The sequence below is a fragment of the Tenacibaculum sp. 190524A05c genome (genome assembly GCF_964036595.1).
GTDB classification, from domain to species: Bacteria; Bacteroidota; Bacteroidia; order Flavobacteriales; family Flavobacteriaceae; genus Polaribacter; species Polaribacter platacis.
Genome location: NZ_OZ038523.1, coordinates 1,936,104 through 1,952,708, shown reverse-complemented (window position 1 = coordinate 1,952,708; position 16,605 = coordinate 1,936,104). Strand labels below are relative to the sequence as shown.

Here is a 16,605-nt window from a genome sequence, read left to right as displayed (position 1 = left end):
CGTAATCAAAATACTAATAACTACTTTAAGTAATTATGAAACTAATTGTAATTTCATTTCACTACATTTATGACAACCAAATTATATGTAAATGAAATCTTTTTTTATATCTCTATTTTCAATAGTTCTTATTTCTTGTGGACAAACGGGAAAATCTGACTCAAAGGAAACAAAATCATCAGACGCTAATACGGTTGAAGTAGTGGAGGTAGAGAGTTTATCCTTAACTCTTGAACAAGCAAATAAATTAGCAAGTTTACCTATACATTGCATTAATGTTGAATATCCGAATAAGTTAAATCAAACAATTGGAAGTGGAGAAGATTTAAAATCTCCAAAAGAATTACATCCTGCTTTTTATGGTTGTTTCGACTGGCACTCATCTGTGCATGGACATTGGAGTTTAGTTGCACTGTTGAAACAATTTCCGAATATTGATAATGCAGCAACAATTAAAGAGCAATTACTTCAAAATATATCTAAAGAGAATATAGAAAAAGAAGTAAAATACTTTTATGGAAAATACAATAAAAGTTATGAGCGTACTTATGGTTGGGCTTGGTTATTAAAATTAGCTGAAGAATTACATACATGGGATGATGAAACTGCCAGAGTCCTTGAGAAAAACTTACAGCCTCTTACAGATTTGATTGTTGGAAAATACTTTGAATTTTTACCGAAATTGAAATATCCAATTAGAGTAGGAGAGCATACTAATACTGCATTTGGATTAACTTTTGCTTGGGATTACGCCAATACTGTTAGTAATACAGAATTGAAGCTGTTAATTGAAACTAGAGCAAAAGCGTTCTATTTAAAAGATCAGAATTGCCCTTTGTCTTGGGAGCCGAGTGGATTTGATTTTCTTTCTCCATGCTTACAAGAAGCGGCAATTATGAAACGAGTTTTATCTAAAGAATTGTTTGATGATTGGTTTGATAAATTTTTACCACAATTGAAAGATGTAAATTTTCAATTTCCTGTAGGAGAAGTTTCGGATAGAACAGATGGTAAATTAGTCCATTTAGATGGTGTGAATTTTTCTAGAGCTTGGGCGTTAAATAAAATTATAGAAGGATCTTCAGAATTAAATCATTTAAAGAAAATTGCAAATCAGCATATAGAATACTCATTGCCAAATTTAGTTGGTGATAGTTATGAAGGAGGACATTGGCTTGGTAGTTTTGCTATTTATGCATTAAAATCTTCTAAGAATGATTAAAAAGCTATTAAAAAATATTGGCCCAGGAACTCTGGTAGCAGCGGCATTTATTGGTCCAGGAACAGTAACTGTCTGTACTATTGCAGGGATTAATTTTGGATTCAATTTGCTTTGGGCGATGCTCATTTCGATTTTGGCTACGATCTTCTTACAAGAAATGGCGGCTCGTTTAGGAATTATTTCTCAAAAAGGGTTATCAGAAGTTATTCGAGAAGAAGTTAAAAATCCTGTTTTTAAAAGTGTTTTAATTGCTCTGATATTAGTCGCTATTGTTATCGGGAATTCTTTATATGAAGCAGGAAATATTAGCGGAGCAGTATTAGGTTTAGAAACTGTTCTAGGAAGTCAAAACTATATGATCGGTCCATTTTATGTAAATGCATTGAGTATTTTAATAGGAATAATCGCATTCGCATTGTTATATGTGGGTAACTATAAGTTTTTAGAAAGAGTTTTAGTGAGTTTGGTACTTATTATGAGTTTATCTTTCTTAATCACAGCAATTATAACAAAACCCAATGTAATTGAAATTTTCAAAGGGTTAGTAGTTCCTAAACTTCCAGAGAATGGTTTATTAACCGTAATCGCTTTGATTGGTACAACTGTGGTTCCATATAATCTTTTCTTACATGCTTCTCTTGTGAAAGAAAAATGGAACAAACCTGAGGATATCAATAGTGTAAAAAAGGATACAATTATTTCGATTGCATTAGGAGGATTAGTATCGATGGCTATTATCATTTCTGCAGCAAGTATAAACTCAGATACAATTGCGAATGTTTCAGATTTAGCAAAAGGATTAGAACCATTATATGGAGCATTTGCAAAGTACTTTTTGGCAATTGGTTTATTTGCAGCTGGTATTACTTCTGCAATAACTGCACCTTTAGCTGCTGCTTATGTTGCAAAAGGATGTTTAGGCTGGAAAGGAAATTTGAAATCTAAAAATTTTAGAGGAGTCTGGATTTTCATTTTAGTTCTAGGAATTTTATTTTCCTCATTAGGTGTAAAACCAATACAAATAATAAAAGTTGCTCAAGTCGCTAATGGTTTATTGTTACCATTAATCGCTGGAATTTTACTTTGGGTAATGAATAAAGAATCAGTCTTAGGAAAATTCAAGAACACCAAAACACAAAACTTTATTGGATTATGTTTACTAGTGTTCACTATTTTCTTAGGCTTAAAAAGTATTCTAAAAGTTTTAAATGTTTACTAAAAGTATAGATATCAATTGTGATGTAGCAGAAGGATTGGGTAATGAAAAGTTTTTAATGCCTTACATCAATTCGTGTAATATTTCTTGTGCTGCACATGCAGGAAGTCCAGAGATAATTGATGAGGTGATTTCATTAGCGAAAGCATATAATGTCAAAATTGGAGCGCATCCATCATTTCCGGATAGAGAAAATTTCGGAAGAAAAATTATGGATATTTCCTTTTCTGAACTTCAAGAAAGTATTCGAAATCAGATTCAATTGGTAAAAAGTAAAACTGAGGAACAGGGAGAACGTTTGCATCATGTAAAACCACATGGAGCGTTATATAATATAGCTGCAAAAGGTGAGGAGTACGCAAAAGTTATTATTGATGAATTGTTGGCGTTAAAAGAATCAGTTTATTTATATGCTCCTTATAACTCAGTTATAGCTGAGCTTGCTATTAGTAGTGGAATAAAAGTTAAATATGAAGCTTTTATTGATAGGAGTTATAATGATGATTTATCTTTAGTTTCAAGAGCACAACCTAATGCTATTATTACGAATAATGACTTGGCTTTTCAACAATTGAAACAAATGGTAAATTCCGAAAAAGTTACTTCAGTTCAAGGAAGTTCAGTTCAAATTAAAGCAGATACATTTTGTGTTCATGGAGATCATAAAAATGCAGTCGAATTACTTCAATATCTAAGAGAGAAGCTTGCAAAAGATGCTTAATACTTTAGAATATAAAAACTTTGGAGACAAGGCAATTTTAATAGCTTGGGAGGAAAAGATTTCTCCTGAAATTATTAGTGATATTAACAATTATAAAGAAGCTATTTTTAAAAGAAAAAAAGAACGAATAATAGATTTTATAATTGGTTATAATTCTTTAGTCCTCAAGTACAATGAAATAATTAATTTTCAAGCTGAGATACAAGAGTTGAAAGTAATTTATAATGAATTAAAATCTCAAAATAGTATAGCAAAACATCTTTGGACAATTCCTGTATGTTATGACTTGGAATATGGATTTGATCTTTCCAACATGTCAAAGGAGCTGGGAGTTTCTGTTGAGGAAATAATTACTTTACACAGCTCAGCAATGTATACCGTTTATTTTGTCGGATTTCTTCCTGGGTTTTTATATTTAGGAGGTCTTGATGCTAAACTTGAACTGAATAGAAAATCAACGCCACTTTTAAAAGTTCCCAAAGGTTCTGTAGCAATAGGAGGTAAACAAACAGGAATTTATCCGCAAAAAAGTGCAGGAGGTTGGCATATAATTGGGAAGACACCAATAAACTTCTTTAATCTTGAAAATGATCTGCCTTGTTTTGCAAAGTCTGGGGATCAATTGAAATTTAATCCTGTAAGTAAACACGAGTTTCAAAAAATTGAAATCGAAATTTCTTTGGGAGAGTATGAATTAAGTAAAATTGAAATCTATGATTAAAGTAATTTCACCAGGAATTTCAACTACAATTCAAGATGAAGGAAGATTTGGATTCGCTCATTTTGGTGTTCCTACTTCCGGAGCAATGGATTTACGTTCATATCAACTAGCCAATGCAATATTGAATAACAAACTTAATGCTGCTGTACTCGAAATTACATATGGAAATGCAAAATTTGAGTTTTTAGCAGATCATGAAATTTGCATCTCCGGAGCTAACTTTTCTCCTCAAATAAACAATCAACAAATCTCTGTAAACAAAAGGATCTTTGTGTCAAAAGGAGATCAACTCACTTTTGGTAATAGAATCTACGGTCTTAGGATTTATCTAGCTGTTAAAGGAGGAATTTGTTCTGAAGTTAAGTTGAATAGTAGAAGTATGTATAAAGGAATTACTGAAGAATCTATTTTAAGTAAAGAAGAAATAATTTCTACGCCAACAATAAATCAAAAACTAGAAAATACATACGCAAAGTTTAAAATTGACGAAGGACATTTTACAAGTTCAATCATAGAATGTTTTAGAGGACCTGAGTTCAATTTATTAACAAAAGAACAGCAAGAAAAACTAAATACTATCACATTTTCAATTTCACCAAAGAATAGTAGGATGGGGTATATGCTAACAGAAAAAGTAGAAAATAATCTACCTTCAATTTTGTCTTCTGGAGTTTTACCAGGAACAGTACAATTAACTCCTTCGGGAGAATTAATAATTTTAATGAGAGATTGTCAAGTTACAGGAGGTTACCCAAGAATATTGCAATTAACAGAAGAAGCAATTAATCGTTTAGCACAAAAAATGACAGGAGAAAAGATAAACTTTAAACTATAAAAAAAGCCTCACAATTTGTGAGGCTTAAATATTTTAGATTCCTAAAGAACTAAATAATTCAACTAGTTTCGGATCAGATGGTCTAGGAGCATCGGCACTCACTAAATTTCCTTCTGGATCAACTAAGATAAAACGAGGAATAGAACTAATTCTATATGCTTCAGAAAACGTTTTGTCTTCATTTGCATATAACTGAAGTCCACCTAAATTTTTCTCTTCAATCATATCCGTCCAAGTGAAATAGTCATCTCTTTTATCTACAGAAATACTTACAAATTGAATGTTTTTATCATGATAATCCTTTTCTAATTTTTGAAGAGAAGGAATTTCAGCTAAACAAGGAGGACACCAAGTAGCCCAAACATCAATGTATACATATTTTCCTTTTAAATCATCTAAAGAAAAAGTTTCTCTTTGAGGATTCTCGTAGTCAACGAACTTAGGAGCTACTTTACCTTTAGCTAACTCATTTTTAATATACATTTTTTCATCATGCATATTTGTTAATTGAGCCTTTAATCCTTCAATATTATTTTTTTGAAGAGAAACAAAAGCAGTATCTAAAACTTTATTTCCTAAACGTGAAGTAAAACCAGAAACATAAGAGTTTAGTTTTTCATCAAAATCAGCTTTAGGTAATTCTAACATTGCTAAAACTCCTTTGTTAAACTCTAATTGATTTAAAGTTGTTTTTACCATAAAGTTACTTTCTGCAGCTCCTTTACCAGCAAAAATAATTGAGTTGTTGAAATCCTTAGCATCAACATTCATAGTAATTTCATCTCCATTTCTGAAATATACCGTAGCATATTCTTTTCCATCAAATAAAGAGAAAAAACCATCATCAACTTTTAAAGTATCTTTAAAAGCACCATTTTCATCCAATTTAATTACTCTTTGATATCCTTTTTGTCCGTTAGCAATAACAATTGAGTCTGAATTTTGATTTGTAATCTTCCCAGAGAAGTTTACAAAATCATTTTTCTTACACGATGTCAGTACCAACGCAGCTAAGAATACATATATTACATTCTTCATTTTATATAAAATTAGGTTGAAGTAAAAATAAGGGAAATTATTAATAATCATAATAAATGAAATGATTTATCATGTGATGAATAAATCGTAACTTTACTTTTTCAAAATCACAAGAACTTTTTTGCTGAATGTATTTAATTTTTGATACAGAAACTACGGGTTTACCGAAAAGCTGGAATGCACCAATTACAGATACTGATAACTGGCCAAGAGCAATTCAAATTGCATGGCAGTTACATGATGAAATGGGAAATTTAATTGAGCACAATGATTTCTTAATTCAAGCGGATGGGTTTAATATTCCCTTTGATGCAGAAAGGATTCATGGGATTTCAACAGATTTAGCAAATGAGCAAGGAATAACTTTAAGCGAAGGTTTAGAGTTGTTTAATGAAGCTTTAGCAAAAACAAAATTTATAGTGGGTCAAAATGTTGGGTTTGATGTCAACATTATGGCTTGTGAATTCTATAGATTGGGTGTAGAAAATAATCTGGAAAGTTTACCTGTTTTAGATACCTGTACAGAGGAAACTGCATCGATGTGTCAGATCCCTGGAGGTAGAGGAGGTAAGTTTAAATTACCAACACTAACCGAATTACACCAACATTTATTTGGAGTAGGATTTAATGAAGCGCATAATGCAACTGCCGATGTTGAAGCTACAACACGTTGTTTTTTAGAACTACTACGTTTAAAACATTATCCGGTTGAAAAGCTTGATGTAGCTGACGATTATTACGGAAAGTATTCGGAGAACAATCCAATGCCGATTCAGTTAATTGGTTTAAAACATTTAAACTTAAAAGCTGAAAGTGATAAAATCAGAAAACGTATTGCAAAAGAGTCAGATAGTGCAAATACACAGTCTACTTCTGAAGGATTAGCTAAACTTGAAGGTGTTCAGTTCGCGCATTTACATAATCACTCTCAATTCTCGGTATTACAGTCAACCATTCAAATTAATGGATTAGTAAATGCTGCTGCAAAAGATAATATGAGTGCCGTTGCTTTAACGGATACTGGAAATATGATGGCGGCATTTCATTTTACATCTGCTGTTGCAAATCATAATAAATCAGCAGAAACTCCTTTAAAGCCAATTGTAGGTTGTGAGTTTTTTATCTGTGAAGATCATAAAGACAAGTCAAGAAAAGATAATGGTTACCAAGTTGTTCTGTTAGCCAAAAATAAAAGAGGGTATCATAATCTAGCTAAAATGTCATCAATAGCCTTTGTTGATGGATTTTATTATGTACCAAGAATTGATAAAGAAATTGTAAAACAATATAAAGAAGATGTTATTGTTTTAACAGGAAATCTATATGGTGAAGTTCCAAATAAAATTTTAAATGTTGGTGAAAAACAGGCAGAGGAAGCTCTGTTGTGGTGGAAGGAAGAATTTGGAGATGACCTTTATGTAGAATTAATGCGTCACGGCCAAGAAGATGAAGATGCTGTAAACCGTACGTTGTTAGAGTTCGCTAAAAAGCACGACGTTAAAATTGTTGCTACAAATAATACCTACTATTTAGGTAAAGAAGAAGCTAATGCACATGATATTTTATTATGTGTAAAAGATGGTGAGAAGCAAGCAACACCAAAAGGTAGAGGTAGAGGTTATCGTTACGGTTTACCAAACGATGAATACTATTTCAAGTCTACCGAAGAAATGAAAAATCTTTTTGCTGATATACCTGAAGCAATTAGTAATATTCAAGAGATTGTTGATAAAGTAGAAGGGTTTACGTTAGCCCGTGATGTATTATTACCTGCCTTTGAAATTGGAGAGGAATTTCAAGATGCACAAGATGAAGTTGATGGAGGAAAAAGAGGAGAGAATAATTATTTACGTCACTTAACCTATGAAGGAGCAAAAATTCGTTACGGTGATATTACAGATAGTATTCGAGAACGTTTAGATTTTGAATTAGATGTAATTGCAAAAACAGGATATCCGGGATATTTCTTGATTGTAGAAGACTTTATTCGTGCTGCTCGTGAAATGGGAGTTTCCGTAGGTCCAGGTCGTGGTTCGGCTGCAGGTTCTGTAGTTGCCTACTGTTTATGGATTACAAATATTGATCCTATCAAGTATGATTTACTTTTTGAGCGTTTCTTAAATCCTGAACGTGTATCCATGCCCGATATCGATATTGACTTTGATGATGAAGGTCGTGGTCGTGTAATGGATTATGTAATCGAGAAATATGGAGCAAATCAAGTAGCACAAATTATTACCTATGGTACAATGGCGGCAAAATCATCTTTACGTGATACTGCCAGAGTATTAGATTTACCATTATTTGAAGCAGATAGAATAGCCAAATTAGTTCCGGGTATTAAACTGAAGAATATTTTTGGTGAAGATGAAAAAAGTAAAGGAAAAGTAGCTGGTTTACGTGCTGAAGAAAAAGAGAATGTAAATGAATTAAAAGCAATTGCACAAGGAACGGGATTAGAAGCAAGCACAATTAATCAGGCGGTTGTACTAGAAGGTTCGGTTCGTAATACTGGTATTCATGCCTGTGGTGTGATTATTACGCCAGATGATATTACCAAGTTCGTTCCAGTATCTTTAGCAAAAGATTCTGACATGTACGTAACACAATTCGATAACTCGGTTGTGGAAAGTGCAGGATTATTAAAAATGGATTTCTTAGGGTTAAAAACATTAACCCTTATTAAAGATACGGTAAAGATTGTAAAAGCGCGTCATGGTGTAGAACTCGATCCCGAGAACTTCCCAATTGACGATGAAGAAACATATGCATTATTCCAAAGAGGAGAAACAGTTGGTATTTTCCAATACGAATCTCCCGGAATGCAAAAATACATGCGTGAGCTAAAACCTACCGTTTTTGCCGACCTTATTGCAATGAACGCATTATATCGTCCTGGTCCTTTAGAATATATTCCTTCTTTTATTCGAAGAAAGCACGGAGACGAAGAAATTGAATATGACCTTCCTGCTATGGAAGAGTATCTAGCGGAAACCTACGGAATTACGGTTTACCAGGAGCAAGTAATGTTACTGTCTCAAAAGTTAGCTGATTTTACCAAAGGTGAGGCCGATGTTTTACGTAAGGCAATGGGTAAAAAACAAGCTGCGGTTCTGGCGAAGATGAAACCTAAGTTCGTTGATCAAGCAAAGGCCAACGGTCATGATGAAAAGGCTTTAGAGAAAATTTGGAAGGATTGGGAAGCATTTGCATCTTATGCCTTCAACAAATCTCACTCAACATGTTATGCTTGGATTGCTTATCAAACAGCATACTTGAAAGCCCATTATCCTGCAGAATACATGGCAGCCGTACTTTCCAATAATATGAATGATATTAAAACGGTATCATTCTTTATGGAGGAATGTAAACGAATGGGATTAGAAGTACTAGGACCAGATGTAAATGAATCGTATTCTAAATTCTCAGTAAATAAAGAAGGAGCTGTTCGTTTTGGAATGGCTGCAATCAAAGGTGTTGGAGCTTCTGCGGTAAAAGCAATTATAGATGAAAGAAAAGAAAACGGACCCTATTCATCTATTTTTGATGTAGCAAAACGTGTCGATCTTCGTGTGGCTAATAAAAAAGCTTTTGAAGGATTAGTTTTAGCAGGTGGATTTGATTCTTTTGTTGAAACACATAGAGCACAATATTATGTTCAAGATGAAAAAGGCCAAACTTTTTTAGAAAGAGCATTACGTTTTGGAAATAAATATCAGGAAAATTTAAATTCATCTCAGGTTTCTTTATTTGGAGAAGCCAGTGAAGTTGAATTGCCAGAACCTATAATTCCTGAATGTGATACTTGGGGAACCATGGAATTACTGGCAAAAGAAAAGGAAATGGTTGGAATGTATATTTCTGCTCACCCTTTAGATGATTTCAAGAATGAATTGACTTTTTGTAATGCTGCTGTTAGTCATTTTAAGGATCTTAAGAAATATGAAGGTTTAGGATTAGCATTTGCAGGTATTGTTACGGATGTGCAACATAGAGTGTCAAAAGCTGGTAAAGGTTGGGCTGCATTCACTATTGAAGATTATAACGACAGTTTTGAGTTTAGAATTTTTGGTGAAGAATACTTGAAGTTCAAGCACTTTTTAGTGCCTAATTCGTTCTTATACGTAAAAACCATAGTTAAGCCTGGATGGGTTAATAAAGAAGGTGTAAAAGGAGATCCTAGAGTAGGGTTTGTAGAATTTAACTTGCTACATGATATCATGGATAAAATGTGTAAGAAAATTACAATAAAAATGCCTTTGAACGAAGTAAAGGAAAATACTATTAAAAACTTACAACATTTATTCGTTACGAATTCTGGTTCTCATAATCTTCGTTTTGTAATATACGATGTAGAAGAGAAGTTGGAGTTAGATGTTCCAAGTAGAACAACGAAAATTAAAATATCAAATGAGTTCCTAGCAGAACTGGATAAACAACACATCAATTATAAGTTGAATTAAAAAAAAGAAGAGGTTATTAGTAAACCTCTTCTTTTTTTAATTATTGTTAGTTGGTGCTCCATTCGGATGGTAAATGAAAATAGCTTTTTTACCATTATCAGAATTGTCACCTCCAAATATATAATGAAGTTTATTTTTTTGAATAATTTTCGATTGATTGTTTTTTTTGAATAGTTCTATTCCTTTTTTCATGTTATTATAATTTAAATGTTAAACAATTTTTTTTGTCAGTTCCCTAAATAAGGTCTCTAGATTTTTATTTTCAGAGTTTAATTCTAAGATTTTTAAACCATGTTCTTGAGCAAAATCAAATAATTTAGGACGCATGTCTTCTTCGGTTTCAAAAGTTAAAGTCCAAGAATTATCGTAATTATTTTTGATTGTGGTGATATCAGATAAGCGTTGTAAGAATTGTTCTTCGATTTTGTAGTCGAATCCTACTTTGATGACTTGTTGATTGCTATCTTTTAATTCAGCTAGTTTTTTATCAATTACAATTTCACCGTTATTAATAATGATCACTCGATCACAAATAGCTTCAACTTCTTGCATGATGTGCGTAGATAATAAAACGGTTTTATTCCTTCCCAATTCTTTAATTAAAGAGCGAATTTCAACTAATTGATTAGGATCTAAACCAGTTGTTGGCTCATCTAGAATTAACACATCAGGATTGTGCAAAATAGCAGCTGCTAAACCAACTCTTTGGCGATATCCTTTAGAGAGCTGATTGATTTTTTTGTGAGCTTCTTTTTCTAAGCCAACTTTGTTTATGATTTCTTCTAAATCATAATTTTTAATCTGATGAACATCTGCATGAAACAATAAATATTCCTTAACATACATATCCAAATACAATGGATTGTGTTCAGGAAGATATCCAATACTTTTCCTTGTTTCTAAACTATTCGAAATAACATCAATATCATTCACTGTTACAGATCCTTCTGTTGGTTGAATATAACCTGTAAGAATTTTCATTGTAGTTGATTTCCCTGCTCCATTTGGTCCAAGAAATCCAACAATTTCTCCTTTTTTAGCAGAAAAAGAAATATTGTTTACAGCTTTTTGTTTTCCGTATGTTTTGGTAACTGATGTAAGTTGAATAGACATTTAGTATTGTCATTCCTGCGAAGGCAGGGATCTATTTTTAGTTAAACTCTATTTATCTCCTAAGGTAAGTAACGAAACTATAATCGTATTTATTTTTTTCGTCAGCTTTAAAATCTTCTCTAGCCGCCTCTTTCCAGATAGTTGAATCAATTTCTGGGAAAAATACATCGGCATCAAAACTTTCATGAACAATAGTCATATCTAGTTTTTTAACAGAAGGGTTTTGAATAGCTTGTTTGTAAATTTGAGCACCACCTATAATGAAAATTTCCTCATCGTTTTCTGCCAGTTGAATCGCTTCTTCAATACTTCCTGCAATTAAGCAACCATCTTTAAAATAGTCATTATTTCTAGTAATAATTACGGTAGTTCTATTAGGTAATGGTTTTCCAATACTTTCAAAAGTATTTCTTCCCATTAATATGTGATGTCCAGAAGTTACTCTTTTAAATCTTTTTAGGTCTTCAGGTAAATGCCAAATTAGGTCGTTATCCTTTCCTAATTCGTTGTTTTTACCAATAGCGGCAATAATTGTAATCATAAAATTTTGGGAACGGTTACATGTTCTTTACCCATTCTTTAATGTATCCTGTTAAGTCTCTTTTATCTGTAACCTGATCAATAGCATTCGAATGAATATTAGTGATGATAGTTTTGATAGCTAATAAAACGTTCTCATCATCAATTTCAGCTACAATGTCATATATCTCTTCTTTGATAGTGTCGATTTCTGCAATCATTTTAATCTAGTTGTTTGGTTACTAATTTAGTCAGATTTTAACTAATTAAAAGTCTAAATTTTATAAAAGAACGTTAAAATATTTTAAACGGCAACCACTCCTTTAATATGTGGATGTGGATCATAATTTAACAATTCAAAATCATCGAAATCAAAATCTTCAATATTTTGTATTGATGGATTAATTTTCATCGTTGGTAAAGGTCTAGGATCTCTAGATAGTTGCAATTCTAATTGCTCCATATGATTATTATAAATATGAGCATCTCCAAAAGTGTGAATGAATTCTCCAGCTTCATATCCACAAACTTGAGCAACCATCATTGTAAACAAAGCATAACTCGCAATATTAAATGGAACACCAAGAAATATGTCTGCACTTCTTTGATATAATTGACAAGATAATTTACCGTCAGCAACATAAAATTGGAAAAAAGCATGACAAGGAGGTAATGCCGCTTTTCCATTGGCTACATTATCAGAAAAAGACTTTGATGTATCTGGTAATACACTAGGATTCCATGCAGAGATTAGCATTCTTCTGCTATTTGGATTATTTTTAAGCGTTTCTATAACATCTTTTAACTGATCAATTTCATCGCTATTCCAATTTCTCCATTGATGCCCATAAACTGGACCTAAATCACCATTTTCATCTGCCCACTCGTTCCAGATTCTAACTCCGTTTTCTTGTAAGTATTTTACGTTAGTATCTCCTTTAATAAACCATAATAGTTCATAGATGATAGATTTTAAATGTAACTTTTTCGTCGTTACCATTGGAAACCCTTCACTTAAATCAAAACGCATTTGATAACCAAAAACACTTTTCGTTCCAGTTCCTGTTCTATCACCTTTTTCATTACCGTTTTCTAAAACGTGTTTTACTAAATCTAAATACTGCTTCATATATCGTCTTAATTTTGGGTAAAAATAAAAAAGCACCAACAAAAAATGTTGATGCTTTAAAAATTGTTTTCAGCAAGTTATCAACCGATAACTATGCCCAGATACATTGTCCGTGACCGATACAATATCCGTAATCACAAAACTCAAAACCTTGTGGAGTTCTAACACAACATTGTCTTGGTCCACCACAATAAGGTCTGCTGACTACAGATCCGTTAATTTCACTTTGTTCTTTTTTAGAAAGAACTTTAAATCCTTTTAAATTTGAGATTTTTTTCATTGTTAAGATTTATTTTGGTTGATTAATTCTTAAGTTATGCCCATATGCATTGTCCAAATCCTTGACAATATCCGTAGTCGCAGAATTCGAAAGTTGGACTTACACGTACGCAGCATTGATTATTTCCTTTACAATAAGGTCTTGAAATTGCTCCGTTAATTTCACTTTGTTCTTTTTTGGAAAGAACTTTAAATCCTGTTAATTCAGAAATTTTCTTCATGATAAAAATTGATTTATTTGGGAGTCAATAAGACTCACCGAGGTTAATTAAAAATATTCGTTTGTTTAAGTGATGTAATCAAATAAAAATGAATATCAATTTTTTATGATGATAATTTGAATAATTGGAAAAAGTAAAAAATTGAGTGTTTTGCTTGGAAAGATAGTTGTCTTTCAAAAGTAAATAAGTGGTTCATTTTATTTGGATTTCGGGTGATATAAATATATAAAAAAATGAACAAAAAGAAAGTAAGTGTTATAAAGTCAGTTTGTTATTGCTTTTTAGAAGGCTAAAATAGCTATTAAACCCATTATTACTGCTATAATTCCCATCTGAATAATCAGTGAGAAGTTAATTTTAATTACTTCACGATCTTTCTCTCTAATAGTAGCTTTAAGTTTATCTGCAATTAATAATCCAACAGTTCCATCAAAAACGCCGAGTGAAAAAGCACTTATTAAAGCTAAAGTTAAACCGTTATTTCGATCTATATATGAAGTAAAAACACCGTAGATTATAAAAGACCCAAAAGCCCACCAAACATATTCAAAACCTAAATATCTTGATAATAATGATCCTATGATATCATAAATCATAACAACGGCAAAGCCGATCAATATTATCTCGAAAATTGATTCCACAATGTTGGGGGGTTTGTGTTTTTTATTTTTCTTATCCTATAATCATACCAGCTATTGTAGCTGACATTAATGATGCAATTGTACCACCAATTAAGGCTTTCATTCCAAATTCAGAAAGCGTTTTTCTTTGTCCTGGTGCTAATGATCCAATACCACCTATTTGAATTCCAATAGAGGCAAAGTTTGCAAACCCACATAACATGTAGGTTGCCATAATAACGGATTTATTATACGTTAAGTGTGTTGCATTAGCAACATTTTTAAGTTCCGCTAATTGTATGTATCCAACGAACTCGCTTGCCGCAAGTTTAATTCCTAATAATTGTCCCATTAATGCCGTGTCTTCACTAGCAACACCTATTAACCACATTAAAGGGGCGAAAATATATCCTAAAACAAACTCAAGAGAAAAACTCTCATAAGATGTGTTACTAGCAATCCATTCATTTAATCCAGTTATTCCTCCAACAAGAAATAAACCGTAATTAAGCATTGCAATAAAAGCGATAAATACTAATAACATCGCAGCAACATTCATGGCTAAATTTAATCCTTCAGTAGTACCGTTTGCAATTGCATCTAGAATATTAGATCCAATTTTCTCAGAAGATACTTTTACGTCAGTATTAACTTCCTCCAATTGAGGATATAAAATTTTAGAAATGATAATAGCTCCTGGCGCTGCCATAACTGAGGCTGCTAATAAGTGTTTAGCATATAATAAACGTAGTGCTTCATCATCACCACCTAAAAATCCAATATACGCAGCTAATACAGCTCCCGCAACGGTTGCCATTCCACCTATCATTACTAATAGGATTTCAGAACGGTTCATTTTTTCTAAATAGGCTTTAATTAATAAAGGTGCTTCCGTTTGTCCTAAGAAAATATTACCTGCTACAGATAAACTTTCAGCACCTGAAATTTTTAAGACTTTAGAAAGTAACCAAGCTAATCCTTTTACTATCCATTGAATAACACCTAAATAGAAAAGTAAAGATGTTAGTGCTGAAAAGAAAATAATTGTAGGTAATACTTGAAAAGCAAAAATAAATCCGAACGAACTCATGTCAGATACCAGTCCACTAAATAGGAACTCACTTCCTGCTCTAGTAAAATCTAATACTTTAACGAAAATAGCACCAACAAATTCAAAAACTTTCTGAACAAAAGGTACTTTAAGAACTCCAATCGCAATTATCAATTGAAAAGCTAAACCTAAGCTTACAGTTTTCCAATCAATACCTCTTCGGTTTGAACTGAATAAAAAGGCAATGATTAATAAAACAATCATACCAATTACACCACGATAAAAACTTTTAAAAGTAAATCCTTGGCTTGCTATAATTTGGTTAGAAGCATCCGAAGCTTGGGTAGTTTCTTCTTTAACAGGAGGAACTAAAGCTTCTGTGTCTTTAAAGTTATATGTAATGTCACCTTCAGAAATTGCAAGCTTATCATTAGTCAATTCGACAATGTTGTAATAGCGAACAGTATCTTTTGGTTTAGTGTAGTTGAATATTAAAAGGTTATTCTGAGAAATATAATTCCCATAGGCATATAAACTATCCTTATTTTCTAAGAAATAAGAAAACTTTCCATCTTTTAGTTTAAAGTAATCTCCTTTGTTTATTGTTACGATTCCTTCTTTATTGATGTTTTCAATAGAAGAGAAGTTCCAGTTTTTTTCAATAGTTTGGGCTTGTATTACTATTGAAAAAAATACAAGTAATATCGAAAAGATTTTTTTCATGTTGTTACGCAAATTTAAGAGCGTTTGTCAATTTCGTCTCTAATTTTAGCTGCTAATTCATAATCTTCATTATTAACAGCTTCGTGTAGTTTTGTTTCTAGTTCGCCTAAAGATAAGGCAGAGAAGTCATCCAATTCAGATACTTCGGTGTCAGGAATCAATTCAATTTTTTCTAATTCCTCTTCTTCATCGCTAAACTTTTCTTCTGCTTTCAAATAAATACCTGCTTTGTCAAGTATGTTTTCATAAGTGAAAATGGGAGTTTGAAAACGTACTGCTAACGCAATAGCATCTGAAGTTCTGGCATCTATTGATTCTTCAATTCCGTCTCTTTCACAAATTAAACTAGAGAAAAAAACTCCATCTACTAATTTATGAATAATAATTTGTTTGAGTTGAATTTGAAATTGTTCAGCAAATGTTTTGAATAAATCGTGTGTCAGTGGTCTTGGAGGGCGTATTTCTTTTTCTAAAGCTATTGCTATAGATTGTGCTTCAAAAGCACCAATAATTATGGGTAAAGTACGAGTTCCTTCCATTTCACTCAAAACAAGTGCATATGCACCGCTCTGTGTTTGACTGTACGAAATTCCTTTAATAGTTAATCTTACTAAGCTCATGTATCTGTCTTCCTGCAAAAAAAAGCGGTCTAAAATAGACTGCTTTAGCGTGCCACAATTTAATAAAAAATATGGGTATGGAAAGTTCTTTAGAATAAAAAACCTCAAAAGAAG

17 protein-coding genes are annotated in these 16,605 nt (G+C 32.2%); 6 read left to right on the top strand and 11 right to left on the bottom strand.

What is annotated here, in order from left to right:
- Positions 1 to 91: 91 nt before the first annotated feature.
- From ABNT61_RS08540 to ABNT61_RS08520, 5 genes are read left to right on the top strand one after another with little or no spacing between them, the layout of a single operon-like run.
- Complete coding sequence (locus ABNT61_RS08540; RefSeq protein WP_348745602.1) at positions 92 to 1,222, top strand: DUF2891 domain-containing protein; 1,131 nt, start codon at positions 92 to 94, stop codon at positions 1,220 to 1,222.
- Positions 1,215 to 2,441 carry an Nramp family divalent metal transporter gene (locus ABNT61_RS08535; protein ID WP_348745601.1) on the top strand — a complete coding sequence of 409 codons (1,227 nt, stop codon included), beginning with the start codon at positions 1,215 to 1,217 and terminating at the stop codon, positions 2,439 to 2,441. Before ABNT61_RS08540 ends, ABNT61_RS08535 begins: the two co-directional genes overlap by 8 nt.
- The gene (pxpA, locus tag ABNT61_RS08530) at positions 2,431 to 3,159 is read left to right on the top strand and encodes a 5-oxoprolinase subunit PxpA (RefSeq protein ID WP_348745600.1); all 729 of its coding nucleotides are present in this window, start codon (positions 2,431 to 2,433) and stop codon (positions 3,157 to 3,159) included. The genes ABNT61_RS08535 and pxpA overlap by 11 nt, the downstream gene beginning before the upstream one ends.
- Positions 3,152 to 3,880, top strand: coding sequence for a 5-oxoprolinase subunit PxpB (gene pxpB / locus ABNT61_RS08525; RefSeq protein ID WP_348745599.1), 729 nt, complete (start codon positions 3,152 to 3,154; stop codon positions 3,878 to 3,880). The genes pxpA and pxpB overlap by 8 nt, the downstream gene beginning before the upstream one ends.
- Complete coding sequence (locus tag ABNT61_RS08520; protein ID WP_348745598.1) at positions 3,873 to 4,715, top strand: biotin-dependent carboxyltransferase family protein; 843 nt, start codon at positions 3,873 to 3,875, stop codon at positions 4,713 to 4,715. Before pxpB ends, ABNT61_RS08520 begins: the two co-directional genes overlap by 8 nt.
- Positions 4,716 to 4,748: 33 nt before the next feature.
- Here ABNT61_RS08520 and ABNT61_RS08515 read toward each other — a convergent pair whose 3' ends face one another.
- Positions 4,749 to 5,753 (bottom strand): TlpA disulfide reductase family protein, encoded by a 1,005-nt coding sequence (locus ABNT61_RS08515; protein WP_348745597.1) that lies wholly within the window; start codon positions 5,751 to 5,753, stop codon positions 4,749 to 4,751.
- 128 nt (positions 5,754 to 5,881) lie between these two features.
- On the opposite strand from ABNT61_RS08515, the gene dnaE reads away from it, so the two are divergent.
- A complete protein-coding gene (gene dnaE / locus ABNT61_RS08510; RefSeq protein WP_348745596.1) occupies positions 5,882 to 10,216 on the top strand; it encodes a DNA polymerase III subunit alpha in 4,335 nt (1,444 codons plus the stop codon).
- A gap of 36 nt (positions 10,217 to 10,252) precedes the next feature.
- Here dnaE and ABNT61_RS08505 read toward each other — a convergent pair whose 3' ends face one another.
- From ABNT61_RS08505 to ABNT61_RS08460, 10 genes are all read right to left on the bottom strand, one after another.
- The gene (locus ABNT61_RS08505; protein WP_348745595.1) at positions 10,253 to 10,408 is read right to left on the bottom strand and encodes a hypothetical protein; all 156 of its coding nucleotides are present in this window, start codon (positions 10,406 to 10,408) and stop codon (positions 10,253 to 10,255) included.
- A gap of 18 nt (positions 10,409 to 10,426) precedes the next feature.
- Complete coding sequence (gene gldA, locus ABNT61_RS08500) at positions 10,427 to 11,329, bottom strand: gliding motility-associated ABC transporter ATP-binding subunit GldA (protein ID WP_348745594.1); 903 nt, start codon at positions 11,327 to 11,329, stop codon at positions 10,427 to 10,429.
- Positions 11,330 to 11,381: 52 nt separating this feature from the next.
- On the bottom strand, positions 11,382 to 11,870 hold the full coding sequence (locus tag ABNT61_RS08495; RefSeq protein WP_348745593.1) for a dihydrofolate reductase: 489 nt from the start codon (positions 11,868 to 11,870) through the stop codon (positions 11,382 to 11,384).
- Between the two features lie 16 nt (positions 11,871 to 11,886).
- Entirely contained in the window at positions 11,887 to 12,069 is a 183-nt protein-coding gene (locus ABNT61_RS08490; RefSeq protein WP_348723691.1) for a hypothetical protein, read from the bottom strand.
- Between the two features lie 83 nt (positions 12,070 to 12,152).
- Positions 12,153 to 12,977: a thymidylate synthase gene (locus ABNT61_RS08485; protein ID WP_348712576.1), complete on the bottom strand. Its 825-nt coding sequence runs from the start codon at positions 12,975 to 12,977 to the stop codon at positions 12,153 to 12,155.
- Positions 12,978 to 13,068: 91 nt separating this feature from the next.
- Positions 13,069 to 13,257, bottom strand: coding sequence for a hypothetical protein (locus ABNT61_RS08480; protein ID WP_348712575.1), 189 nt, complete (start codon positions 13,255 to 13,257; stop codon positions 13,069 to 13,071).
- Between the two features lie 34 nt (positions 13,258 to 13,291).
- Positions 13,292 to 13,477, bottom strand: coding sequence for a hypothetical protein (locus tag ABNT61_RS08475; protein WP_348712574.1), 186 nt, complete (start codon positions 13,475 to 13,477; stop codon positions 13,292 to 13,294).
- A gap of 281 nt (positions 13,478 to 13,758) precedes the next feature.
- On the bottom strand, positions 13,759 to 14,118 hold the full coding sequence (locus tag ABNT61_RS08470; RefSeq protein ID WP_348745592.1) for a hypothetical protein: 360 nt from the start codon (positions 14,116 to 14,118) through the stop codon (positions 13,759 to 13,761).
- Between the two features lie 31 nt (positions 14,119 to 14,149).
- Positions 14,150 to 15,871 (bottom strand): nucleoside transporter C-terminal domain-containing protein, encoded by a 1,722-nt coding sequence (locus ABNT61_RS08465; protein WP_348745591.1) that lies wholly within the window; start codon positions 15,869 to 15,871, stop codon positions 14,150 to 14,152.
- A 14-nt stretch (positions 15,872 to 15,885) separates the two neighbouring features.
- Complete coding sequence (locus ABNT61_RS08460; protein ID WP_348712571.1) at positions 15,886 to 16,491, bottom strand: bifunctional nuclease family protein; 606 nt, start codon at positions 16,489 to 16,491, stop codon at positions 15,886 to 15,888.
- Between the last annotated feature and the right edge of the window lie 114 nt (positions 16,492 to 16,605).